At 56.6% G+C, this 22,059-nt stretch carries 21 protein-coding genes and 2 pseudogenes; 12 read left to right on the top strand and 11 right to left on the bottom strand.

The features are described from left to right. Positions 1-70 precede the first annotated feature (70 nt). The 4 genes from QN215_RS00450 to QN215_RS00435 form a co-directional block, all read right to left on the bottom strand. Entirely contained in the window at positions 71-301 is a 231-nt protein-coding gene (locus tag QN215_RS00450; protein WP_369344222.1) for a hypothetical protein, read from the bottom strand. Positions 302-775: 474 nt separating this feature from the next. Beyond that, positions 776-1,528: a creatininase gene (locus QN215_RS00445; RefSeq protein ID WP_404978498.1), complete on the bottom strand. Its 753-nt coding sequence runs from the start codon at positions 1,526-1,528 to the stop codon at positions 776-778. Between the two features lie 60 nt (positions 1,529-1,588). Further along, positions 1,589-2,932, bottom strand: coding sequence for an MFS transporter (locus QN215_RS00440; protein ID WP_369344221.1), 1,344 nt, complete (start codon positions 2,930-2,932; stop codon positions 1,589-1,591). Positions 2,933-3,286: 354 nt separating this feature from the next. After that, entirely contained in the window at positions 3,287-4,975 is a 1,689-nt protein-coding gene (locus QN215_RS00435; RefSeq protein WP_369344220.1) for a PucR family transcriptional regulator ligand-binding domain-containing protein, read from the bottom strand. A 157-nt stretch (positions 4,976-5,132) separates the two neighbouring features. On the opposite strand from QN215_RS00435, the pseudogene QN215_RS00430 reads away from it, so the two are divergent. Continuing rightward, positions 5,133-6,452 (top strand): annotated as a pseudogene (locus QN215_RS00430) (amidohydrolase family protein); the annotation flags it as partial. A gap of 177 nt (positions 6,453-6,629) precedes the next feature. Here QN215_RS00430 and QN215_RS00425 read toward each other — a convergent pair. Continuing rightward, positions 6,630-7,849, bottom strand: a pseudogene (locus tag QN215_RS00425) (IS3 family transposase); the annotation flags it as partial. A gap of 130 nt (positions 7,850-7,979) precedes the next feature. Here QN215_RS00425 and QN215_RS00420 point away from each other — a divergent pair. After that, entirely contained in the window at positions 7,980-8,159 is a 180-nt protein-coding gene (locus tag QN215_RS00420) for a hypothetical protein (RefSeq protein WP_369344219.1), read from the top strand. Beyond that, entirely contained in the window at positions 8,156-8,884 is a 729-nt protein-coding gene (locus tag QN215_RS00415) for a Fic/DOC family protein (RefSeq protein ID WP_369344218.1), read from the top strand. Before QN215_RS00420 ends, QN215_RS00415 begins: the two co-directional genes overlap by 4 nt. A 3-nt stretch (positions 8,885-8,887) precedes the next feature. Here the strand turns inward: QN215_RS00415 and QN215_RS00410 are convergent, their stop codons facing one another. Together QN215_RS00410 and QN215_RS00405 are read right to left on the bottom strand one after the other, a co-directional pair. Continuing rightward, positions 8,888-9,922, bottom strand: coding sequence for a ThiF family adenylyltransferase (locus QN215_RS00410; protein ID WP_369344217.1), 1,035 nt, complete (start codon positions 9,920-9,922; stop codon positions 8,888-8,890). Positions 9,923-9,964: 42 nt separating this feature from the next. Further along, complete coding sequence (locus QN215_RS00405; protein WP_369344216.1) at positions 9,965-11,194, bottom strand: MFS transporter; 1,230 nt, start codon at positions 11,192-11,194, stop codon at positions 9,965-9,967. A gap of 130 nt (positions 11,195-11,324) precedes the next feature. On the opposite strand from QN215_RS00405, the gene QN215_RS00400 reads away from it, so the two are divergent. Next, complete coding sequence (locus QN215_RS00400) at positions 11,325-11,501, top strand: pentapeptide repeat-containing protein (RefSeq protein ID WP_369344215.1); 177 nt, start codon at positions 11,325-11,327, stop codon at positions 11,499-11,501. A 218-nt stretch (positions 11,502-11,719) separates the two neighbouring features. Here the strand turns inward: QN215_RS00400 and asnB are convergent, their stop codons facing one another. Next, the gene (gene asnB / locus QN215_RS00395) at positions 11,720-13,615 is read right to left on the bottom strand and encodes an asparagine synthase (glutamine-hydrolyzing) (protein ID WP_369344214.1); all 1,896 of its coding nucleotides are present in this window, start codon (positions 13,613-13,615) and stop codon (positions 11,720-11,722) included. Between the two features lie 461 nt (positions 13,616-14,076). Between asnB and QN215_RS00390 the strand changes: the two genes are divergently transcribed. From QN215_RS00390 to QN215_RS00380, 3 genes are read left to right on the top strand one after another with little or no spacing between them, the layout of a single operon-like run. Further along, complete coding sequence (locus QN215_RS00390; RefSeq protein WP_369344213.1) at positions 14,077-14,331, top strand: type II toxin-antitoxin system RelB/DinJ family antitoxin; 255 nt, start codon at positions 14,077-14,079, stop codon at positions 14,329-14,331. After that, complete coding sequence (locus QN215_RS00385; protein ID WP_369344212.1) at positions 14,324-14,596, top strand: type II toxin-antitoxin system YafQ family toxin; 273 nt, start codon at positions 14,324-14,326, stop codon at positions 14,594-14,596. Before QN215_RS00390 ends, QN215_RS00385 begins: the two co-directional genes overlap by 8 nt. A gap of 13 nt (positions 14,597-14,609) precedes the next feature. Beyond that, positions 14,610-15,158 carry a recombinase family protein gene (locus tag QN215_RS00380; protein WP_369344211.1) on the top strand — a complete coding sequence of 183 codons (549 nt, stop codon included), beginning with the start codon at positions 14,610-14,612 and terminating at the stop codon, positions 15,156-15,158. 120 nt (positions 15,159-15,278) lie between these two features. On the opposite strand, the gene QN215_RS00375 is transcribed toward QN215_RS00380, so the two are convergent. Both QN215_RS00375 and QN215_RS00370 read right to left on the bottom strand, forming a co-directional pair. Then, positions 15,279-16,769, bottom strand: coding sequence for a pentapeptide repeat-containing protein (locus tag QN215_RS00375; protein WP_369344210.1), 1,491 nt, complete (start codon positions 16,767-16,769; stop codon positions 15,279-15,281). Next, positions 16,694-17,992, bottom strand: coding sequence for a Y-family DNA polymerase (locus QN215_RS00370; protein ID WP_369344209.1), 1,299 nt, complete (start codon positions 17,990-17,992; stop codon positions 16,694-16,696). Before QN215_RS00370 ends, QN215_RS00375 begins: the two co-directional genes overlap by 76 nt. Before the next feature lie 393 nt (positions 17,993-18,385). Here QN215_RS00370 and QN215_RS00365 point away from each other — a divergent pair, with 393 nt between their 5' ends. From QN215_RS00365 to QN215_RS00345, 5 genes are all read left to right on the top strand, one after another. Further along, complete coding sequence (locus QN215_RS00365) at positions 18,386-18,832, top strand: hypothetical protein (RefSeq protein ID WP_369344208.1); 447 nt, start codon at positions 18,386-18,388, stop codon at positions 18,830-18,832. A gap of 46 nt (positions 18,833-18,878) precedes the next feature. Beyond that, positions 18,879-19,376 (top strand): LPD28 domain-containing protein, encoded by a 498-nt coding sequence (locus QN215_RS00360; RefSeq protein ID WP_369344207.1) that lies wholly within the window; start codon positions 18,879-18,881, stop codon positions 19,374-19,376. A 164-nt stretch (positions 19,377-19,540) separates the two neighbouring features. Continuing rightward, positions 19,541-20,083: a hypothetical protein gene (locus tag QN215_RS00355; RefSeq protein ID WP_369344206.1), complete on the top strand. Its 543-nt coding sequence runs from the start codon at positions 19,541-19,543 to the stop codon at positions 20,081-20,083. Positions 20,084-20,096: 13 nt separating this feature from the next. Beyond that, on the top strand, positions 20,097-20,810 hold the full coding sequence (locus tag QN215_RS00350; protein WP_369344205.1) for a hypothetical protein: 714 nt from the start codon (positions 20,097-20,099) through the stop codon (positions 20,808-20,810). 455 nt (positions 20,811-21,265) lie between these two features. Next, positions 21,266-21,640 (top strand): hypothetical protein, encoded by a 375-nt coding sequence (locus tag QN215_RS00345; protein WP_369344204.1) that lies wholly within the window; start codon positions 21,266-21,268, stop codon positions 21,638-21,640. A 105-nt stretch (positions 21,641-21,745) separates the two neighbouring features. On the opposite strand, the gene QN215_RS00340 is transcribed toward QN215_RS00345, so the two are convergent. Further along, positions 21,746-22,027, bottom strand: coding sequence for a hypothetical protein (locus QN215_RS00340; RefSeq protein ID WP_369344203.1), 282 nt, complete (start codon positions 22,025-22,027; stop codon positions 21,746-21,748). Between the last annotated feature and the right edge of the window lie 32 nt (positions 22,028-22,059).

Below are 22,059 nucleotides of genomic sequence, written 5' to 3'. Positions count from 1 at the left end.
CGGGCATACGTAAGTTGATGGATGTGGGTCGATGCTGCGGGGATGTCCGGCAATTGGCTGGTTACGTATATCACGGGAAGCGCAAGACGCCAGATGTCAGCTGATACTCCAGCTCGATTGGCAGGTCCGCCGTCCCGCGTATGGCCAGACATACGTGATTGGGCAGATGCTGGGTGGCTAGGGTCGTCGCTGTTGTGCCAGCCACTTTTGAGAGGCTCGAGCCGTGACTTTGTGAGGATTGGCTCACACGATGCCGGTTGGCGTGCTCTGATTCCTTCCAGCGAGTGGTGTTGGGCGTCATTGTGTGAGGATTGGCTCGCATGGTGGCAGTCAAGTCGACTGAAAGCCGTTGATTTCCCGTCGTGAGGGGTGTTTGTGTGAGGATTGGCTCACACAATGACTGTCTGGCTGGCCGTGATCTGCTGTGTTGCTGCGTCAGAGGGTGATTGTGTGAGTTCTGGCTCACACAATGACCGGTTCCATGGTCTCGAGCTGGTGTCTGGCAGGTTGCGGGTGTCACTGTGTGAGGATTGGCTCACATAGTCACCTGTGTTATCGTTCCGGGCTGGTGTGTGGATCGTAGCGGGCGTCGTCGTGTGAGGATTCGTTCACACAATGGGGTCCCGGTCGGCTGAAATCCGCCGTATTGCTCTGCCTGCAGGTGGCAATGCGAGTCCCAGCTCACACAACGGCCGGCCCGCGCCGAGTAATCACCCAGCGCGGGCCGGCCATAGTGGTGGTCATAGAGGGGAAAGAAAGAACTTGCGAGTAAAGGTCACTCCCCAAATTCGCGCTCGCAGATGCGCGTCATCTCGGCGACGCAGGCATCCGCAATGAGCTTGCCGCGTTCGGCTGTTGCTCCGCGTGGATCGGCCAGCCCACCATAATCGGGAACGTCGCCTTGACGAACTGGATAGCGCACATACGGTTTCGCTTCGGCGTTGCCGGTGAACACGACACGGTCCATATGCACCAGCTCCGGAGCGTAATGCAATAGAAGCGAGGTTTCCGTCACGGCGGCGTGCTCAAGGGCCCAACCAGGGAATTCGATGCCATCGAACACTTGGCGGTTCACCTCTTCCGGCAGCGGGTCCCACCAATTCGATTCGACGATGGTCGCTTTCCCACCGGTCTCGCGGGTTACCAGATCGATGGCTTCCACGATGAACGCCTCGTTCTCGAAGTGGGCGTTCATAACGACGATTTTGGTGAAACCGTCATCGATGAGTTCATGCAGGATATCGTGCATCTGATTGATGACCGTCGTGCCGTTCATATCGATGGTGCCTGGGAACAGCGGGCCGCCGCCGGACAGGGGCTTTGACTTGTATCCGTAGGAGAGCGTCGGCATGACCATGCCGTCAAGCGCCTTGGCAAGGTCGAGGGAGATACGGTCGGCGATGATGGCGTCCGTGCTGAGAGGTAGGTGCTGGCTGTGCTGCTCTGTTGAGCCGATGGGGACGATTACCGGCTTGTTCTTGCGTGCCGCGAATTGCGGCCAGGTCATTTCCGCGATGCGATAGCTCATGGTGATCCTTTCTGTGTTGTCTGTTGCGTGTGGGGCCGTTGCGTGCCAGGTAGGCCGCCGTCAGATAGAGGCGAGGTCCTTGTCTGTACTCTCGTGCGACAGGATCATTGCCACCAGTGCGATGCATGCGATGCCGACCATGTACCATGCCGGAGACATCGTCGATTTGGTCGTGTAGATCAGCCAAGTGGCGATGAACGGTGCCGTACCGCCGAAGAGTGCGTTGGCGACGTTGAAGCTGAATGCAAACCCGGTGAAACGCACGTTGGTTGGGAACGTCTCGGTCAGATAGCTGGACAGGGTACCGTCGTTCGCGCTGAGGGTGGCGCACAAGGCGAGTTCGACCAGCAGTATCGGCCAGAACAATCCGGTATTCAGGATTGCGAAAGCCGGAACAGTGAGTACGATGAACGCGACGCATGCGCCAATAAGGACCTTCTTGCGGCCGAATCGATCAGAGATATGCCCCATGCCGAACACGAGCAGCACATACAGGACGAGGCAGATGGTGGTGATGGTGAAGGATTGGGTGGCGTCCATGCCCACGGTTTCGGAAAGATACGTGGGCAGGTAGGTCAGTACGGTATAGAAGCCCACGGCATTGAGCACGCTTGCACCAAAACTGATGACTAATTCACGCAGATGGTCTCGGAACAGCACCTTGAGCGGTGACGCACCATCGGCTGCGGTCTTCTCCTTGTTTTCCAGCGCCTTGGTCATTTCTTCGTGCACCGGGGAGTCAGCAAGCTGGGTGCGGATATAGTGCACGATGAGCCCGAGCGGACCGGCGAGCAGGAACGGGATGCGCCAGCCCCAGCCGGACAAGGCGACAGTGTTGAGATTTGATGTCATCACAGTCGCGAGCGTCGAACCGGCAAGCAGACCGATTGCGGTGGAGGCGGGAATAAGCGAGCAGTAGATGCCGCGCTTGGAAGACGGTGCGTACTCGCCGAGGAATGTTGCGGCTCCGGCGTATTCACCGGAGGCAGAGAATCCCTGGACCATGCGCAGCAACATCAGCAAGCCTGGCGCCGCAAGGCCGATGGCCTCATAGGATGGCAAGCATCCGATGAGGAAGGATGCGCCGCTCATCAGGATGATGGACAGAGACAGGGCGCTTTTACGGCTGCGCTTATCCCCAAAGGCGCCCCAGAACAATGCCCCGATCGGCCGGAGGATGAATGAGAGGGCGAACACGCCGAACGTCTGCATCAGCGCGACAGAGCGATCTGAGGAGGGGAAGAACACGGTCGCGATGACAGTGGCGAAGTAGGAGTAGGAGGCGTAATCAAACCATTCAATAAAGTTGCCCATGAAGGAGGAAACGGCGACTTTGCGGACCATGGTCCGTTGCTCATCGTCCTGTGGGCGTTTCATCACCTGGTATTCCGTGGCAGCGTTCATGACGGGACCTTTCTCGATTGCGGTGCTGTACTTGATTGGCTATGCACTTGCGATGTTTGCGTTGCCTCGTACTATCGCCGGAGTGATTTGCGCGATGGTGAACCGGTGATTACGGTGTCGGAGCGACAAATGGACAAATTGTCTAGTTGTTGAGCGTGGGTGAAGCGTGCTGATTGATTCGGACCGGTGATTTGCTGGGCGCCTTGACTGATGCGTGTGCGTCGGTTGTTAGGCCAGTGACTATTGCTAGGTCCGCGGCTATCGCGGGCTTCCGGGCGATTGGCTGGTGCAGCGATCGCGCGTTGCCGTGCTTATGCCCGTTGTCTCGGCTCTCCATTACGCGGAGCGCGCCGGTTATTGCCCGCCGTCCGCCGGCTCCGCGGCTTGAAATTCCGTGGCTTGGAGTTCCGCGACTTTGAGTTTCGCGGCGCACAGCAGCAGCGGCCAAGCCATGCTGTCCTCTTTGCTGATGCCGGTCAATTCGGTGATTTTTGCCAGCCGGTTGTACAGCGTCTGACGATGAATCCCCAGCAGTTCGCACGCCTTGGAAATATTGCCGCCTGCGTCAAAACAGGCTCCCAAAGTGCGCATCAGCGATTCCTGATTCGGCAGCGCGTCCCCCAGCATCAGTGACTGCAACGCGCCGGCGGCGTCCCTCGTGTGTCCGATGCCGAGCAGTCGTTGCGGCGCGGCGGCCAGCAGATTCGTTACCGTACCGGTGCCGGGCAGGCCTGCGGCATCGTGCGCGGCGAACTGAAGCAGACCGCATTCATCAAGCAGCATGCCGACGCTCGGCACCGGCCTGCCATATATGCACCATGTTCCAGGCAGCGCGGCCACATCTGCGAGCCGCCGTTTGAGTCGCATCACCGCGTCGCCGCGATTGCCGGCCTTGCCAGTACCGCCGCCTTGGGCAGGGCCCGGATTTGCATCTGAGGCCGAGCCCGGATTCGTGCCCGTATCCAAGCCCGAGCCGAATTCCGCGCCCGAACCAGGCCCCTTGTCATCGCCGCCGTCAGCCGCCGCATACAGCCCGAACAGCATGTTCCCCTCCAGCACATCCGCGATGGTGTCCTCGTCTGAAGCATCCTCCTCTTCGTCGCCGGACAGGCACCGGGAGACGGCGTCGATTGACGACGAAACCGAATCCATGCCGATAGCAAACGGAATCAGGTGTTTCACGTCGCTCAGGCCAATCGCCTGCAACATGGTGGCTGCATCGTTGATCTCCTGTTCTCCCGCCCGATAGCCGTTCGTCGGTCCCCGCAGCACGTGGGCAAGCATCGCGTTGCGAGGCTGCGTCTGCACGAATGCGAGCAGTACCTGCTTGATCACTTCATCGACCCGGTCTGCGATCCTTCCGTCTGCGAGACGATTGCGCTGGGTGATTTCGATGCTTGCGAGCGGGCCGCCGTTCTTGCGCACGTCCAGCACCAGCGTCCGTTCCGCGGGATAATCGGCGTCCGCCGGGCGAATCGACGGTCCGCAATGCGCGATCACCAGACCGTCGGAATCAAAAATCGCCACGGATTCGCCGAAAATCTCGTTGAGGATTTTCGCGACATCCTGCGCGGAACGGGCCGTGGCGAGCCGGGTGCGCATCGTCGTGGCGAGTGTGTCGGTGCGCACCTGCACCAGCAGCTGATCCTTGACGATTGAGGTGTTGATGGACTGGCACAAGTCGACGAACGGCATGCGCCGATGCATACCGATGACGGGCAGGCCACGCTCGTCCGCGCGAGCAATCATCGCCTTTGGCACGGTGCGCACGCCCTCCACGAGTTCGATGGCAAGACCTGCTACGCCGGCGTCCACCAACGTGTCCACATATCGGATGATCTCATCGTCGCCCATATGGCCGAGCAGCGCACTGCCCTCGATGATCACCAGTTCGCCGCCGGACACGAACGAAGCGATATCGTACCGCTCATTCGTGTACGCCCAACGGACCGTGCGGTCCATGCCTGCTTCTCCCGCCTCGATTGTCGGATCGGTACGAGCGAACATCGGGTCCGTCATCACGTCATGCACCGTCAGCGTCATACAAACTGTCCATTTCCCGGCTTCGCGACGTCACCTCCACGTTACGGCAACGCGCATCATCGCGCCCACAATAGGCGACATACATTACGAACCCGATTCGTCGTACCGGCCGGCGCAAACCGGCAGACGACGGCACGGCAGCAGGAAGGAGCACACCATGACCACCAGAACCCTGTTCACCAACGCCCACATCGTCACCGGACAGCCCGGCAGCACCGCCGCCCAGACCGCCCCGCTCCAGGACATCCTCGTCGAAGACGGCCATTTCGCCGCCATCGGCGAAGGCCTCGCCGCAAGCCTTCCCACGCAAGGCTACGACATGACCGGCGTGAAAACCGTGGATCTCGGCGGCAAGCTCGTCACCCCGCCGTTCTGCGACACTCACCTGCACCTCGACTACGTGTTCACCGCACGCAAGCCCGGCGCCGTCAACGAAAGCGGCACCCTGCTCGAAGGCATCCAACGCTGGAGCGACACGAAATCCGACCTCACCGTCGACGAGATCAAGGCACGCGCCCGCAAGGCCATTGGCATGGAGCTGCGTCACGGCGTCCAGTACATCCGCTCCCACGCGGACGTCACCGACCCGAACCTCACCTCGCTCAAAGCGCTCCTTGAACTCAAGGAAGAGCTCAAAGACACGGTGACCATCCAGATCGTCTCCTTCCCGCAGGAAGGCATGTACTCCTACGCGGGGCCGAACGGCGAAAGCGGCGCGGACCTTGTGGAAGAAGGCCTGCGCATGGGCGCCGACTGCGTGGGCGGCATCCCGCATTTCGAACAGTGCCGCGAATTCGGCGAGCGCTCCATGCTCACGGTGGTCGAGCTGGCCTCCAAGTATGACAAGCTCATCGACGTGCACTGCGACGAAACCGACGACCCGAACTCACGCTACGTGGAACTGCTCAGCGCGCTCGCCTACCGCGCGGGCATCGGCCCCCGCACCACCGCGAGCCACACGTGCTCCCTGGGATCGGCTGACAACGCATACTTCTTCCACCTGACCAAGCTGCTTAAGGCTGCGCACATCAACTTCGCGTGCGCCCCAACCGAAAACCTCTACCTGCAGGGCCGACAGGACACCTTCCCCAAGCGTCGCGGCATCACGCGCGTCAAGGAACTCACTGACGCCGGCGTCAACGTGTCGCTCGGTCAGGATTCTATGCAAGACCCGTGGTATCCGCTCGGCAACGGCAACATGATGATCATTCTCGACTATGTGCTGCACGTGGCCCAGATGATGAGCTTCCCCGAAATCGATGACGCGATGAAGTTCCTCACCGTCAACGGCGCGACCACGCTCAGCATGCTCGATTCGTACGGTGTGGAAGTCGGCAAGCCCGCGAACTTCGTGGTGCTGGATGCGGACAGTGTGTTCAACGCCGTGTACGAGCGCTGCGACGTGCTGCGGTCCGTGCGCGACGGGCGGACGCTGTTCACCGCGACGACGAGCGTGGACTCGGCGACCGAACTGCTGCGAGGCGTTGCAGCTGGGGATATGCCCTTTGGATTGGCGGGTTCTCGCGGGCTGGCCGTGGGTGCCGTGGGTGAGGCAGACCTCTGAAGCAGATCCTCTGTTTGTGAGGATTGGCTCACACAATGGGGTCTGGGGTGAAGTGGACTGGTTTTTGTTCACGCTGTTTTGTTGGTTTTTGGGGCGATTGATATCGCCTGGCGTTGATGATACAGGGTTTCGACTTCGCATGGTGTCCGGTAGCCGAGGCTTTCATGGAGACGTTGGCTGTTCCACCAGGAGACCCATGGGAACGTGGCCTGTTCCAACGCGTGCACGGATTCGAATGGCTTGGATCGGCGGATCAGTTCGCCCTTGTACGCGCCGTTGACGGTTTCGGCCAGCGCGTTGTCGTAGGAGTCGCCCACGCTGCCGGTGGATGCGAGGATGCCTGCTTGTGTCAGGTGCGTGCCGTACAGGGCACTGATGTATTGGGTGCCATGATCACTGTGGTGGATCAGGCCCGTGGTCCGCCCGTGCCGGGCTGTCCAGCTGATGGACCGGTCCAACGCGAGCAGTGGCAGCGTCCTGGTGTGCTGGCTCGCGGCGACGGCCCAGCCCACGATCCTTCTGGCGTACGCGTCGGTGACGAACGCCACATACGCGAACGAGCCGGACGCGAGTCGTGACGATGGTGATGTCGGCCACGTGCAAGCGTCCAGGAGCCTCGGTGGTGAACTGCCTGTTCACCAGGTCCGGCCTGTCCCCGGTGCTTCTGGCGGGTCGCGTGGTGATCGGGTTCCGTCCCCGACGCACCCCCTGGATCGTGAGGGAGCGCATGACGTGCAGCACCTGGTCACGCCCGATCCCACGCCATCCCCGGCGGATCAGCTGACGATGGACTTTCCGATACCCGTACACCGCCATGAACCGGTGCGCGTGGATCACCATGATGTCACGGGCCGGCGTCTCGTGACGAGCACGCATCCTGCTGGCGGCACGGGCTTTGACCTGCCGGTATGCTCTGGCGGTGAGAAACCCGCCAGCCAGCGCAGCCCGCGGGACCGTGCGGATCGGCCCGACCCCGAACCGGTGGCGATGAGTGTCGATGTACTCGACCATCAACGTCGTGTCGGGTCGAGCCGTGAGGCGAACAAAGCCGACGCGCTCGACAGGATCTCGTTCGCCCGACGCAGCTGCGCATTCTCCCGACGCAGCCGCCTGAGCTCGCCGGACTCCTCGGGACCCGCCGTGCCTGCCGTATCAGCCTTGGCCTGCCAGCGGCGCAATGATTCCGCCGCCACACCCAGATCCTTCGCCACGCCCTGCAACGCCTTCGTCTCCGACGCGTAATTCTCCCGGGACTCGGCCAGCAGCCTGACGGCCCGGTCCCTGAACTCCTTGGCATATCTCGTACTCATAATCCCATCATTCCTTATCAAGGGGAAATCAGGAACAAAACCAGACCCACTTCACTACTCACCCAGTGTGTGGCAGGTTGAAATGTGGCTGTTTGTGGGATAATGGAGTGTGTGAGGTAAGGAGGATGCGATGGATGAGCGAACACGTAGGAGCTTGGTTATTCGGGATGGCATGCATTCCGCCGAGCTTGAAGGCGGTCATGTCACTGCTGCCTACCGTCGCGACGCGCAGGACTACATCGATGGCCTCATCGATGAGGATGGGCTGATCCGACGAACCCGCATCCGGTACGGTCTGGAAACCGCATGAATGATGATGCGGGTATCGACCCGTATCTGATCCCCGGGGCGAATGTACTTCGAAACAAAGTCAACGCTCATAGCGGGCAGGCGTTGGCTGCCGCCGAGAATGATCTGGTCAATGCCCGTTACAGCAAACTCAGTATCATGCCGTTAGCTGCCGAGGGCACGGTCAGGCAGTTGCGGTGGATCCATCATTTCCTGTTCCAGGACGTGTACGAGTGGGCGGGACGGATCCGCACCATCGACATGAGCAAGGGTGGAGGCAGTGTCTTCCAGCCCCTGCAACTGTTTATCACTGGCGTGCAGTACGCTGAGGCGACGCTGCGCGATGATCATATGCTGCAAGGCTTGGATCGCGGCCGGTTCATCGAGCGACTGAGCATCAACTTCGACAACTTCAACACCCTGCATCCCTTCCGTGAGGGCAATGGTCGCACGCAGCGCGTCTTCTGGACGCTGATAGCCCGTGACGCCGGTTGGGGTTTGGACTGGTCGCAGGTATCCAAGCGTGAGAACGACATTGCCTCGTTCATCGCCCACGAGAACGTGGACTATAGCAGGCTGGAAGCCATGTTCGACAAGATCGTACAGCCGTTGCCTCCCGAGCAGGATCGCCGGCTCCTGCCAGCTATCGGCTTCAAGCCTGGTGGTCATGATGATTCCGCGACACCGAACGTGTACCAGGCACTGAGCGACAGTGAGTACGGGCAGCAGCGGCAACGCTGCAGCTAAGATTTACGAGTACTTTTTTAAAGACTGTATATAAATACAGCTAAGATTCGGGATCATGGGTGCATTTTTGGGCACTTCGATCGCATAGGATAATGAATAATCATACATATTCTGATGAATGGCTCTGCCTACGCTGTTCGGATTTAAATGGGATATGAAACGAAGTCCCTCGTATGATGCCAAAGCGGAAGATATTTGCACAACGGGACCAAATCCTGGGTTATCGTCAGGAACATGGTCCGAGTAAGCTTCCCCTCTTCCAGTAGAAGACAATTTTCTTTTTTCAGATTCGCGCAAGCAAAGATAGCGTCCCGTCATTCCAGGAACAAACGTGCAGCACTGTATAACAGGACCTGTATAGCTGCAATCCACCCAAGGCACCCTGGTTTTGAGAGCTGCAGTGTTGGCCCAGAATGGCATTGCATCTGGAGAATCCACACAATGGTAAAACAGTGAGGATTCTTTGATTAAGGGTATAATATCCAGATATTTTTCAATTTTTTGATTGACTGACTCAACATCCACATCGTGGTTGATCTGTGAAACTTTTCCAGCCACTACTTCGGATTTAAGTTTGCCGATGTCAGATTCATTGAAGAGATATTGGCGATTAAGATTTGACAGTTCTACCTTGTCAAAATCCACAATCGTTATTTTACCGACCCCTGAAGCCGCCATATGGTATGCAATGCCGCTGCCTACGCCTCCTGCGCCGATTATTGCCGCTGAAGAATCATGCAGCATTTCCTGCCTATGCCAGTGGCTCGGATTGGATCTCTTGTTAATCCAAGAAAAGTAATTCATGCTTCTGGAGTATCTATCCTGGTCATCTTTGGAGAGAAAAGTGCCAACTTCAACATCTTCAATATGACCAGTTTTCATCAGCTGAGTGATGATGGAGTATGGCTGCCGTTTATTGCATCTGCCACGAAAGTTGAGTTTAGCAGCTACATCATCAATGGATAGCTCACCTTTGAGCAAAGTATTTAAGCCATGTGCAATCTCGCCATCAGGATCTTCATACCTTCTGCTATTCATGTCTGAACTGGTAGTTTTCAGCGCGCAGCCAACGACTTTTGCTTATAAATCGGTGGAGTTCCAAAGGTTGGGTGTGGGTATGTTTCGGATGGAGGCGAAGCAGGTGATGCAGGTGGCTGTCAGCACCAGCAGGAAGGCGCAGGCTGAGAGCAGCATGAACCCATGATTTATCTTGAGAATGAATCCCGTAGCTGCTGGTGTGACTGCGCTGAAGGCTCCCAGCAGTGTTTCGAAGACCGACGAGGCCCTGCCTTGCATGTCTTCAGGCACCTTGCCGAACACGAATCCCACCAGTCCGGAATTCAATGATGGCAGCAGCAGCCCGACGGCTGTCGTGCAGCACAGAATAACCACGTATCCGTCGCTGAACATCATGGGGACGAAGCACAGCCCGATGAAGGAGAAGGTGAATGTCAGCAGACGACCGGTCGCGATCCGCTGCAGGATCTTGGCCGCGATCAATGATCCCAGGAACCCGGCAATGCCCGAGCCCGTTCCCAGCAGGCCAATCAGCACGGGGTCCGTTCTGCGGGCTGCCAGCATGATGGGAGCTCCTACGGTGAGTGCAGTCAGCGCTATGTTGACCAGGGACCCCACGAGGGTGATCTGCATGAATTTCTTTTTGGTGATGGCCCATCTCCACCCTTCGATGAAATGCTGGAGGAAAGACGGCCGTCTTTCCCTGGCGGTCAGCCTTGCCGTATCGTCGGGAAGGAATATCGCAGTGACCATTTCAACGCCGTAGAGAATTCCAGAAGCCATGAACGGCATGTATGCAGCAACGCGATACAACAGACCGCTCACTGCATCGCCAGCCATGCCGACGAAGGACTCCCTTCCCTCGCGCACTGCCTGCGCGCGGGCAAAAGATTCCGTAGGTATGAGCGACTTGAGAATCGCATCATTCGAGCCTCCCAGCAACCCCTGCAGCAGTCCGAAGAACACCATCAGCACGGTGAGAATGATGAGGGTAAAACGGTTCGCCAGCATGAGCAGCGAAGCAATTCCCGCAAACAGCATCCCCAGCATCCCGAGCAGAATCATGATTTTCCGACGGCTGTGACGATCGATAAATGCGCCTCCTATGGGAGAAAGGACAAGTACCAGGACCGCTTCGACGCTTACCAGAATCCCCGAAACGGATTCCGAGTTTGTAAGGGCAATCGCAATGAGTGGAATGGCGAAGGAGCGGAACGTCATGGCGATCACGTCTGACGTGTCGGCAGTGAACCATAGTCGATAATCACGTAGATTCCACAATGAATCACGCATAATCTCACCATCCCATCAGCGGAGGCCACGGCACAGCTTCTTCATCATCCAAACTATAGGTAATGGTAGTCACTCCGCGTGGAGTAACAGATACGCATTGCAAGAACGGTCGATCCCAGGCGAAAGCATAATGTATAAAATACTAACTAATTTTCAAGGCTCTGACTTTTCAGGTGCGAATTTAACGGGTGCTGTTTTACTGGATGTCACTTTGGATGAAGAACGCTTTAAGGGTGCCCTGTGCATCGGCAAAGCAAAATTGGATGGAAATCAAAGGTCGCGGACCGTCATGAAGCGTGTGGAGTAAACGGATGTTTTGTGAATGGTGAGCATTAAGACGGGATTTATAGCGACGAAAGTGTGGGTTTTATTCTTCGCCGGTGTGTTGGTGAGGGTACGTTGGCTTGTAGCGGGTGAGTGCCGAGGCGGGGCTGTCATACGTCGTTGCCGGGTTTATGCGTCCGGCATCTCCGCTGTGGTGTGCGGGCACGTGTGCGGCTGCGGTCGTGGATTCCTGTCGCGGGATCAAGCGGGTTTTTTAATTTCCTGTGGTGCTGGTTTGAGTCCGTCATGGATGAAATAGATGTCATACCATACAAGGAAGGTGTATATGGTCCAGATTTTCCGCCTGTCATCGACACGGCATGCGTAGTTGTCGTCAAGCATGGCGAGCAATGCTCGCTGATCGAAAAACCGGGATGCGAATTCCTGTCTGAACGTGGAACGCACCTGAAGATAGCAGCGTTCTTCGCGCAGCCATTTCTTGATGGGCACGGGGAAGCCCAGTTTCTCGCGGTCATACCATTGTCTGGGTATGTGGCGTGCCGCAGCGCGGCGGAAGGCGTATTTCGTGTTCTCGTCGTTGATGAGGTACCTGGTCGGTACCTTTTCCGCGATTTTCATGAGTTCCATGTCAAGCAGTGGCACACGGAGCTCGAGTGAGTGGGCCATGGTGAGCTTGTCGGCCTTGAGTAGAATGTCTCCGGGCATCCACTGATGGAAATCGAGGTACTGCTTCTTCTTGATTTCCGATAGATGCCTGCCCTTGATCCGGTCATAGGTCCGCGAAACGATTGATCGGACGCTGGGAGCATTCCGGTATCGGGGCTTGAGCAGTCTCTGCGACTCCTCCTCGCTGAACACCCGGGCCTGACCGATGAAGCTGCTTTCAGCCTGGGCGAGGTTTGCGTAGAGGTGCCATGCGCCATGGAACGTCTTTCCCTTGCACCAGCGCGCTATCCTGCGCCGTGTGCGGGTCGGTGCGTGAGCGAGCAGGCGGGTGATGTCCTTGATGAGCCTTGATCTGGTGTGCGCGCCGTAGCCAAGATATCCAGCGAACAGCTCGTCCGCCCCCTCTCCGCTCAGGACGACGCGCAGGTCGCGTGACGCCATTTTCGCCAGGAAGAACAGAGGGATGCATGAAGGGTTGGAATCGGGTTCGTCCATGTACCATTGGATCTGTGGGAAGAATGAGAACGCTTCGTCTTCACGAACGGTCGCGGAGGTGTTGTCGACGTCGAGCAGATTCGCCAGATCCCGGGCTTGCGTGGACTCATTGTATGTATCCTCGCCAAAGCCGATTGAATACGTGTGCTCGGGTCTTGCCAGTGCCGTGACATAGCTGGAATCCACGCCGCTCGAAAGGAACGAGCCGACTTCGACATCAGCGATCATATGATGCCGGACGGAATCCTTGACGGTTTCATCAATTGACTCCACCAGACCGTCGAGGCCTTGCTTGGTCTCGCCAAAGGCAGGATCCCAGTATTCGCGAATGGTAAGCCTGTGATTCTTGTACGTGAAGTAATGCCCCTCTCTGAGCTTGAACACGCCCTTGAAGAAGGTCTCGTCAAGGGCCGAATACTGGAACGTCATATACGGCTTGAGCGCATCGGCGTTAAAATCCTTCACGAAGTCGGGATGCCGCAGCATGCTTTTGATTTCGGAGGCGTACATGAACGTATCGCCCATAGTCGCATAGTAGAACGGTTTGATGCCGAATTGGTCGCGCGCCCCGAAGAGCTCGTTGGTCACGCTGTTCCATATCACGAAGGCGAACATCCCGCGCAGCTTGTCCAGCACTCCCGATCCCCACTGCTCATATCCATGGAGAATGACCTCGGTGTCGGACCTCGTGGTGAAGTCGTGTCCAAGTCCGATGAGTTGCTTGCGCAGGTGCTCATAGTTGTAGATCTCGCCATTGAAAGTGATGGCCATGGTGCGGTCCTCATTATAGATCGGCTGATCTCCGCCACGCAGATCGATGATGCTCAGCCGCCTAAATCCGAGAGCCGCATGCGCATCGACGAGATGGCCTTCCGAGTCGGGACCCCGATGTGCAATTATGTCTGTCATGCCTTTGAGCACGCGTTTCTTGACATCAATTGGCGCGTCGCTGACGAATCCTGCTATTCCACACATGCCCTTGTTCTTCCCATATGCCTTCAGACATCAACTTTCTCGCTCCAAAGCATGGATGAAGCGGGCATGTCGAAATAACATTCACAGCATGTTTCCTTTTCATGGCGCATCCTGTCGTTGCAGGAACCATCCCTCGACCGCGGCATTCGAGGGGCAAGCCATGCCCGTCAAGGGATGCCGATCGACCAAGACATCTCATGAAACGGGATACGGAAAAACATTCACGGACACACCAGGAAAATCCCGGAGACCCCAGACAACCACAAAACGGCCGTTTTCTAGACAATCCCACGGCCTGCCGATCCGGGCCGTTTTTCATGCCGAAATGTGTATAGAAACCCGTATAGGAATCAATGTATGGAATCACTTCTCTAGTGATGAGTTTTTCAACAGAACGAGAGCATCATTTGCAAATCGAGTCCATTGGAAGTACAATGGAAGTACGTTAAGGATGGTGGAACATGAAGATGGATACACGGGTGCAGGTGCGCAGCAACAAGGAACTGAAGGATCAGGCCACGGCTCTGTTGGAGGGGATGGGACTTGATCTGACCACGGCGGTGAACATGATGCTCAAACAGATCGTGAATGAGCGCAGGCTGCCGTTCCAGCCGGCCGCGCAGACGTTCGAGAACGCTGTGCTGTCCACGATGGACGAGCCGAGCATTCCCGTCAGGGATGACGCCTCCTTCGCGGATATGATCGCCAATGCGTGAGATCAGCGTCAACCCGGCATTCCTGCGTGATGTCAAGCGATTGAAACAGAAGCACTACGACATGGGATTGCTGGTCGAAGCGCAGGCGGTGCTGAGACGCAACGACCGCATGCTGCTGGACGGCCGGTACAAGGATCACCAGTTGAAGGGCAATATGCGCGGATTCAGAGAGTTGCATATCCAGGGTGACTGGCTGCTGGTGTACCGGGTCGAGGGCGAGCGAGTCATTCTTGCGCGCACCGGCACGCACGATGGACTGCTGTAGGGACGGACCGGTCATGATCATTGGGTATGCCAGGGTGAGCACCTTGGATCAGAACGAGGCATTGCAGACCGGTGCGCTCACCAGGGTCGGATGCGAACGGCTGTTCACGGATCATGCGTCGGGTGCGAAGGCGCACCGGCCCGAACTGGATCACCTGCTTGATGTGATCCGCGACGGGGATACGCTCGTCGTGTGGAAGCTCGACCGGCTTGGCCGTAGCGTGCAGAACCTCGTCGATCTCATGAGCCTGTTGCAGTCCAGGGGCGTGGGGTTCAAAAGCCTTACGGAGAGCATGGACACCACCACACCCGGAGGTGTCCTGGTCTTCAACGTGTTCGCCGCGATGGCGCAGTTCGAACGCGACCTGATACGTGAACGCACCAACGCGGGACTCCAGGCCGCCAGAGCCAGGGGACACCTGGGTGGCAGGCCATCCAAGCTTTCCGGGAAGCAGCGTGAGCGGATCCGCGAACTCTACCAGAGCGGGACGCTCACCGTGCAGGAGATCGCCAACCAGTACCACGTCAGCCGGCAGACCATCTACGGCTGTCTGAAACAATGATCCAACGTATGAAATTCTGTAGGTTCCATGGAATAATCCGGGTTCAGGCAATGTAACTAATAGCTGTAAACCGCAGCATAAATTAACATGGATATGGTGAGGATCCAAAGTCTAAACAACTTAACTTAACTGCGCTTTGCCGGAGCCTTGCAAGGCGTGGTTAAGTTCTTTTTTATTCTTCGGATCATGAAAGACCACGTCCTTGAATGAGACCCCACCCTTAAACGCTGACTTGCCAAAGAATGCCCCTTGATTGAATTCTGTCTCATCAAAGAGAATGTCCTGTTCAAACTGGGCTACTCCCAGAGTTTTGTAAACCTGCGATCCAAAGTAAACATTGTTGTTGAATTCGGCGTTATTGAAGAACAAGCTTGACTTAAATTTCGTGCCGCAGAAATTTACACCTGGCTGCAGCGGCATTAAACTTGGTGAACTTTGATTTTGAGTATAGACAATGTTTGACTCCTCACCCTCGCCAACCATGAATCTCGTGTGATTGAAACGAACGCGACCATCGAAAACTGCACCATCGAAATCTGTACGACCATGGAACTCCGAGAGCTGGAATTGCGCCTCCTGCCTAAAATGCGTTCCAGAAAAAGAGGTTGACATCATAAACTGCGTATGAATAAACATTTGTCCGGCGAGGAAGACAGAATTTTTGAAGTCTGCTTTATTGATAATGCAATTTGAGAAATTGCAGTTCTCCCGGAAAACAATGCCATGTAAATCTAGCTTAATGTTTCTCCAACGAACTGAATTATTCGTCGATAAGACATTGCGAATCTGCGCGATGATCAGAGATTCGACACTCGCGTCTGCGGCTTTATCCCTTCTCAAATATTCCGTCAAAGTATCTATGACCTGCTGACGTAAATGAGGATGAGAAGTGCCAACTCGAATCAGGGAATATACACCTGTTCTTATTGAGAGAGTTGACTTACCGTCTAATAAGACAACTGAGTCGGTGAATTCTTTCAGGCCTTCCACACGCTCATTTAATGATTGCTTTCTATAGGCGACAACCAGAGAGACCATGAGTCCAAGACCACCCACAACAGCAAGGCTTGCTGTGGCCCTTGCACTGCCGTTCCTAAGGTCTGCCCATGCCCAAGCATGCCATGAAGCGACAAGCAGAAAAAGACTGACTGCGCTGATAACAAGAATGCTTGGTAGCAATTTCCATTGTCCAGGATGGGTAAGCACTGGGTGACGATCCTCCATCATGAATCGAAAACCTTTGTTTTTCTGCCTGAAGTAGCCAACCTCAGACATGATCAGTATGGAAGTTAATATGCTGATTACTGCCAGCACATCCCATTTCTCCAGGGAAGAGGCCGCAAAGAACCTGTAAATGCAGAAAGCCAGAGAAACAAGGCAGAGCATCCAGAGAAACAGCAAGGCTAAATTCCTCGCGAACTTCGCCATGCCGGGTGCCCAGGCATGCAACTTTGCTCGGATATGTTTCAGCAAGGAGTCCTGCCTCCGCTTGTGTTGTTGATCTGTTATGCCAGTGTCGGAGTTACTTGTTTCGTTCATGCCTTTACAATACAGAGTTCGTCCCATCGTGTGGTGCTTCGGTTGCTGAGGTGCTGCCGTTTCATGTTCCATGTGGCGCCGGTTTCCTGGCGTGCCCTGCCCTTGCCTTTCATGCCGGCCCAGCCGATGCCGACGCTTTGCAGCCCGAATTTCCGGTTGGCCTGGTCGAGGATCGTGCCCAGGCCATTGTCTCGCTTGGCGTCCATCCCGTCGAAGGTCGTGTATGACGCGGCGTCGGTGAGTGCTCCGAGCATGACGCCGGCCCGCACGTATCGGGCGTGTGGGTCGATCATGCGGGGGAGCGTGCCCACGGCTGCCCTGGCGATGGTGAGTGGGTCGTCTGCCGGGTCGGTGAGGATGATGCTGCCGCTTCTGGACTGGTAGTCCTGGTTGAAGGGGCTGGTGGCGATGAACACGGTGACCATGCCTGCCAGTGATCCTTGCTTGCGTAGCCGGATGGATGCCTGCTGCGCGTAGGTGCCGACTGCGGCCGACAGGTCGGGCAGGCCGGTTATGGGCTGGCCGAACATTCTGCTGCACATGAGCTGCTGTTTCCTGGTTCCGTCGATGGCGTCGAAGTCGTCCAGTTCGATGGAGGGTATGCCTTGCAGTTCCAATACCGTGCGTTCCAGGAGCACGGAGAACAGGTGGCGGATCCTGGACGGATCCGCGCGTGCGAGGTCGCCGGCCGTGGTGATGCTCATGCCTTGAAGCTTTCTGGTGAGGCGTCGGCCGACGCCCCACACTTCCGACACGTCGATCCGGTCGAGCACGTCCGGCTCCTGGGATCTAAGCAGATCCCAGTCGCCTATGCCGCCGCCCTGGTGCTTGATGTAGTGGCTGACGATCTTCGCCAGCGTCCTGGTTGGGGCGGTGGCGATGGTGAGCGGGATGCCGATGCCTTGCAGCACCGTTTCCCGCATTCTTGTGCAGGCCATCCTGGTGCGCTGCGGATCCTGGAAGCCGCGCAGGAAGCATTCGTCTATCGAGTAGATCTCCTGGCCGGGAAGGGTCGCGGCCATGAGCCGCATCATGCGCCTGGACAGGCTCGCATACAGTTCGTAGTTGCTGCTCCTGGCGATCACGCCATCATGCTCTGCCTGGCCTCTGATCTTGAACCAGGGCAGGCCGTTGCTGATGCCGAGCAGCTTCGCCTCGCGGCTGCGCGAGACCACGCACCCGTCATTGTTGGAGAGCACCACGAGCGGCCGGCGTGCGAGTTCGGGGTGGAACACCCTCTCGCATGACGCGTAGAAGCTATCCGCGTCGGCCAGCACGAACATGCGTCCACTCATCGGCATCACCCTTCTTCGAGGACGTTCATTCTATCTGCCGGCCGCGATGTGACCCGTGTCTACAGGATCGCATCATTCGATGAGCTAGCGGAGACGGACTGCCCCCCAGAGGGGCAGACCGGTTTTCGTCGCCTTACGGCCTATGGCGGTAAGGCTGAACAGGTTGGACGGCTGGGTTTTCCTGCCACCTTCCACTCTGGCACAACCCGCTTCGGGTCAAGCCGGATGTGTCCCGGCCCACGCCTCGCTTTCGTCTTCGGGGATATAAAAGCGTATCCCCTTGGGCTTCGCTCCCCATGTTCCGATCCACACGCGGCTTGACTCTCCGCTTCCTGTTGTGCCGCCATTCCAGGCGTCAGGAAAACAGTTGGGCAGTGAAAGGAACAGATAACGATGACGAACACGTTCTATGACGATTTCAAGGCAATGACCGCCGAGAGGATGGCAGGGTCGATGGAGGACATGACCTACGCCTACAAGCAGACCAGAGTCCCCAAGGCACACTACAGGAAAATGCTCGCCACCGGAGTGGAGCAGGTGATGGAAGCCAGCGTCGAAATCAACTTGATACAGCCCTACATCAGCATCATCAAGCAGATGATGAACGAAAACCCCAAGAGCTTCTACAAGGCGCTGCTGTGCATCGACGCCAAAGTGACCATAACCAATATCCGCACCAGCGAATGGGAGGCACTGGAAGACATGTGGCAGGCGCACCAGTCGAAGGACGACCCCAACCATGGCGGCCACCTGCCCAAGCAGACCATCGACACGTTCAAGGACATAGCCAAGCACGGCCTCGACCGGCTCGGCAACGAGCTTGACGACAAGCAGGAATAGCCAATCGTCACGTCAATCAATTGGAACAAACCAAGGAGGAATCATCATGGCAAGCACCTATTACCACTGCTCACGGTGCGGCAGACCAGCCGAGGAAAACGAAGCATGTGACGAACATTTCACCTGTGAATGTCGCCGCTTGGAATCAGCACCAGCCAGCAGCTCTGAACACACTGTGAGCACAGGTCTTGAAAAGCATGACGCGAACGAAACGGAGAAACTGTATTCGATACGCCTTGAAATCGAGGCACGGAAAGCGCCGGTCGCCGCATTCTACAGTGACGTGAGGCTGAACCACGAACAGGTTCCACACGGCTACTACAGGTATTCGATTCGTGAGACGGACGGGGGCAGCGGGGAGCCGGCCACCATCGAACGGCATTTGCTGGTGAATCATCTGATGGACATTCTCACCACAGAGAATCTGGACAGCCTCATCGAAGAGCACGATGGCTATCTGAACATCAGTGACTACGACTACGACGATTCACGCAGCGTATCATTCCCCAAATCGATTCTTTCGCCACGATACTTCCACGACTGAGCGTCATGCCCGACGCATAACAACGGCGGGCATACTCCCACCGTCAGAGTCAAGCGATGGAGGGGAAGGGAGCAGCCTGCGGCTGCGCTGACCATCGAAAGGAGCGTCCGACAAACGCGGATGCAGACACATGAAGGCGGCCGAACAACGTGGCCGCGTCCTCGATGCCTGAAGAGAAGAGGCGAGGCATCGAGCAGGAGACGGAGCAGCCTTCGGCTGCGCTTTTCTGTTTTCTTTTTGACCGGTCGGCTATCGCCTTGGATCATATCGAAGTCGCGGAACCCGTCAACGCGACGCACGCGAGCAAGCTCGGAGCGTCGCTTATGACGGAACCCGCTTTGTTCGATAACGCTTCGCTTGACCAACCGGCCAAAAAGAAAAAACAGGGGGTAGAACTCATGAGCCGCACACTCAGAATCAGCGTCGAGCAGCCGTCAGAGAGCAACCATACATGGAACAGATGCGACACCTATGTGCATAGCGAGGGCATCGGCAACGATGACGCAGACCAGATCATCTCATCGATGGACACGATAGCCGCCGACGTGTGGCATCTAGAAAACGACTGCGGCGACGAGTGGGAAATCAGCACGGAACAGTACGAACAACTGCAAGATGCACACGGAAAATGCAGTCCATCACGGTTCACTTTTCCCGACCTTCCACAGGAAATCAGCACCGACTGCGTCACCGTCAGCATCAACTAAGGAGCAGCACATCATGACCAGCATCATCAAAGCAAACAGCCTGGAACAGGCGAAAAGCAGACTCGAACGGGTCAGAAGCGAACGAGAAGCGACCGAACAGGCGGCACGCGACGAGGCGCATGCGATACCGTTCGGCCAGCCAAACATCGAGGGACGCGGCAACATCTACAAGCATGTGCAGCAGCAATGGGACAGGACGCGCCGCCTTGCCGACGAGGAAGAGCGTGCAGCCGACCGCGTGGACATGCTCGAAATGGTCGAGAAATTCAAGGAAGACAACGACCAGTTGCATGATGTTCGCGTTGTGGGACGCACAAGGGGTGCAAGCGTGGGAGCCGCCACCAGCGTCAACAACCTTGACTATTTCAAAGGCAAGCTAGCCCGGATGATAGCCGACAACGAGGCAGCGAAAGCTTGGAACAAAACCCACAAGGATGCGAAACGTTGCACGTTCGGCAGCAAGATTACCGCCCTGAGAAAGAAGGTCGCCTATCTCGAAGCCGTGAAAAGCAAGGCCGACAGCACGCCCATCAGCGAGCATAGCCAGCGGCTCATCGATGCCGGAAAAGTCAGCCAGTGGAAGAAGAAACCAATCTACTATTTCGTGAATGGGCTGCGCAAAGTCGCGTTGACACTTGACGATAACGGCGACTTCCAGGAATCGAAACGCTACCCAGCCTACGAGGAAGGCGACCGCGAGACCGTGCAAAAACTCCTGGCACACTGAACCGGCCGGGCACTCCACAGCCAGCGTGGAGTGCCCAAGGCTCGCGTCCCGTGCGTTTCTCGCGTGCCACGGACAACGTGGCGCACTCCAAGCCGCTCTCGCCTACCGGCGGCAGATGGAGCGGGTTTCACCCGCGCATTGATGAGAGGAACGACCGCCAATGGGGCGGTCGCACAGTGTCCTCATGATCGTGGCTGCGCTTCGCTGCGCGCCTTTTTCGTCCCTTCTTGACCCGATTCCACTGTAGCGCCGGTGCTGCCTCATGCAACCCGGATGAGTCGGCAAAGGCTGCCGCCGCACACGGGCCTTCGGGCCTGCGCGCCACTCCGGTCACACGCCACAGGCGTGTTCAGTCGCGCCGCTCAGGCTTGCATTCATGCGCTCCATCGCATCCGTGGAAATAGTTCAAGAAGTTCCAAAAAAATGATTGGAACCATACAAAGAAAGAAGATAAAATGCAATTTCTCAACGACAGTCAAGGACACGCACTGACCGGTACCAACGGGTTCGATGAACCGATAACATACACGGTCTGCCGATTCCAAGCAGACAGATCACTGGCACTGATGACGGTATACAGAGACGAGCTGGGCAACATGGGAGCCGACCCCGTAAGCGTCAACCTCATGGCATACGGCTACATTCCCATGCGCGGGCACACGTACATCAGCGAAGAATACCTTCAACTCGTCCAACCCCTCATCGACGCCGAACAAGCAAGAATATGCAGCCACATTCATTACGGCCCCTACGATGCATCGGCAATGGACATGGAAATACTCATCGACAACATCGAGGAAATCGCAGACCAAAACAGTAAGGAAGAATAGAGAAATAAGCCGATAGAATCACGAAATTTGCGCGGATAATCGCCCGAAACGAATAAAGAATGCCCCGTTTTTGCGGGGCATTACTGTTTGTCAGTGAAGAAGAAATCATGCATCCTGATGTTCAAAAACAGGAGCATCACTGATCGTATTCTGCGAAGTAACCTGAGATTCTGTTTCCTCATTCGATGACTTTTCTTCCGCATTTTCCGAGGATGAATCACTCGCAGCCGCTTGTCTAATCAAAGAACTCTGCTGTGAAGAAAGCTCAAAAAGCTCATCGATTGCCTGCTTGTTCATCCCATACTTATTCGTGAACTTGGCCAATTCAGTGTTCAAAACCGAAGCAGCGTCCATCATTTTCTTAAGCTCATTGAACACAGTCTTCATATCCTTGAGCTTCTCTGATGCAAGTGCACGCT

Source organism: Bifidobacterium sp. WK041_4_12 (assembly GCF_041080795.1).
Classification (GTDB): Bacteria; Actinomycetota; Actinomycetes; order Actinomycetales; family Bifidobacteriaceae; genus Bombiscardovia; species Bombiscardovia aquikefiricola.
This window is presented reverse-complemented; position numbering and strand designations above follow the sequence as displayed.

What these genes read in the sequence shown, in the direction of transcription:
- QN215_RS00410 (WP_369344217.1), bottom strand. Translation starts at nt 9,922, where the DNA reads ATGAATAGCAGAAGGTATGAAGATCCTGATGGCGAGATTGCACATGGC.
- QN215_RS00440 (WP_369344221.1), bottom strand. Translation starts at nt 2,932, where the DNA reads ATGAACGCTGCCACGGAATACCAGGTGATGAAACGCCCACAGGACGAT.
- QN215_RS00390 (WP_369344213.1), top strand. Translation starts at nt 14,077, where the DNA reads ATGAAGATGGATACACGGGTGCAGGTGCGCAGCAACAAGGAACTGAAG.
- QN215_RS00400 (WP_369344215.1), top strand. Translation starts at nt 11,325, where the DNA reads ATGTATAAAATACTAACTAATTTTCAAGGCTCTGACTTTTCAGGTGCG.
- QN215_RS00420 (WP_369344219.1), top strand. Translation starts at nt 7,980, where the DNA reads ATGGATGAGCGAACACGTAGGAGCTTGGTTATTCGGGATGGCATGCAT.
- QN215_RS00380 (WP_369344211.1), top strand. Translation starts at nt 14,610, where the DNA reads ATGATCATTGGGTATGCCAGGGTGAGCACCTTGGATCAGAACGAGGCA.
- QN215_RS00370 (WP_369344209.1), bottom strand. Translation starts at nt 17,992, where the DNA reads ATGAGTGGACGCATGTTCGTGCTGGCCGACGCGGATAGCTTCTACGCG.
- QN215_RS00375 (WP_369344210.1), bottom strand. Translation starts at nt 16,769, where the DNA reads ATGGAACATGAAACGGCAGCACCTCAGCAACCGAAGCACCACACGATG.
- QN215_RS00350 (WP_369344205.1), top strand. Translation starts at nt 20,097, where the DNA reads ATGACCAGCATCATCAAAGCAAACAGCCTGGAACAGGCGAAAAGCAGA.
- QN215_RS00385 (WP_369344212.1), top strand. Translation starts at nt 14,324, where the DNA reads ATGCGTGAGATCAGCGTCAACCCGGCATTCCTGCGTGATGTCAAGCGA.
- QN215_RS00435 (WP_369344220.1), bottom strand. Translation starts at nt 4,975, where the DNA reads ATGACGCTGACGGTGCATGACGTGATGACGGACCCGATGTTCGCTCGT.
- QN215_RS00365 (WP_369344208.1), top strand. Translation starts at nt 18,386, where the DNA reads ATGACGAACACGTTCTATGACGATTTCAAGGCAATGACCGCCGAGAGG.
- QN215_RS00360 (WP_369344207.1), top strand. Translation starts at nt 18,879, where the DNA reads ATGGCAAGCACCTATTACCACTGCTCACGGTGCGGCAGACCAGCCGAG.
- QN215_RS00345 (WP_369344204.1), top strand. Translation starts at nt 21,266, where the DNA reads ATGCAATTTCTCAACGACAGTCAAGGACACGCACTGACCGGTACCAAC.
- QN215_RS00445 (WP_404978498.1), bottom strand. Translation starts at nt 1,528, where the DNA reads ATGAGCTATCGCATCGCGGAAATGACCTGGCCGCAATTCGCGGCACGC.
- QN215_RS00415 (WP_369344218.1), top strand. Translation starts at nt 8,156, where the DNA reads ATGAATGATGATGCGGGTATCGACCCGTATCTGATCCCCGGGGCGAAT.
- asnB (WP_369344214.1), bottom strand. Translation starts at nt 13,615, where the DNA reads ATGTGTGGAATAGCAGGATTCGTCAGCGACGCGCCAATTGATGTCAAG.
- QN215_RS00450 (WP_369344222.1), bottom strand. Translation starts at nt 301, where the DNA reads ATGACGCCCAACACCACTCGCTGGAAGGAATCAGAGCACGCCAACCGG.
- QN215_RS00340 (WP_369344203.1), bottom strand. Translation starts at nt 22,027, where the DNA reads ATGAAGACTGTGTTCAATGAGCTTAAGAAAATGATGGACGCTGCTTCG.
- QN215_RS00405 (WP_369344216.1), bottom strand. Translation starts at nt 11,194, where the DNA reads ATGCGTGATTCATTGTGGAATCTACGTGATTATCGACTATGGTTCACT.
- QN215_RS00355 (WP_369344206.1), top strand. Translation starts at nt 19,541, where the DNA reads ATGCCTGAAGAGAAGAGGCGAGGCATCGAGCAGGAGACGGAGCAGCCT.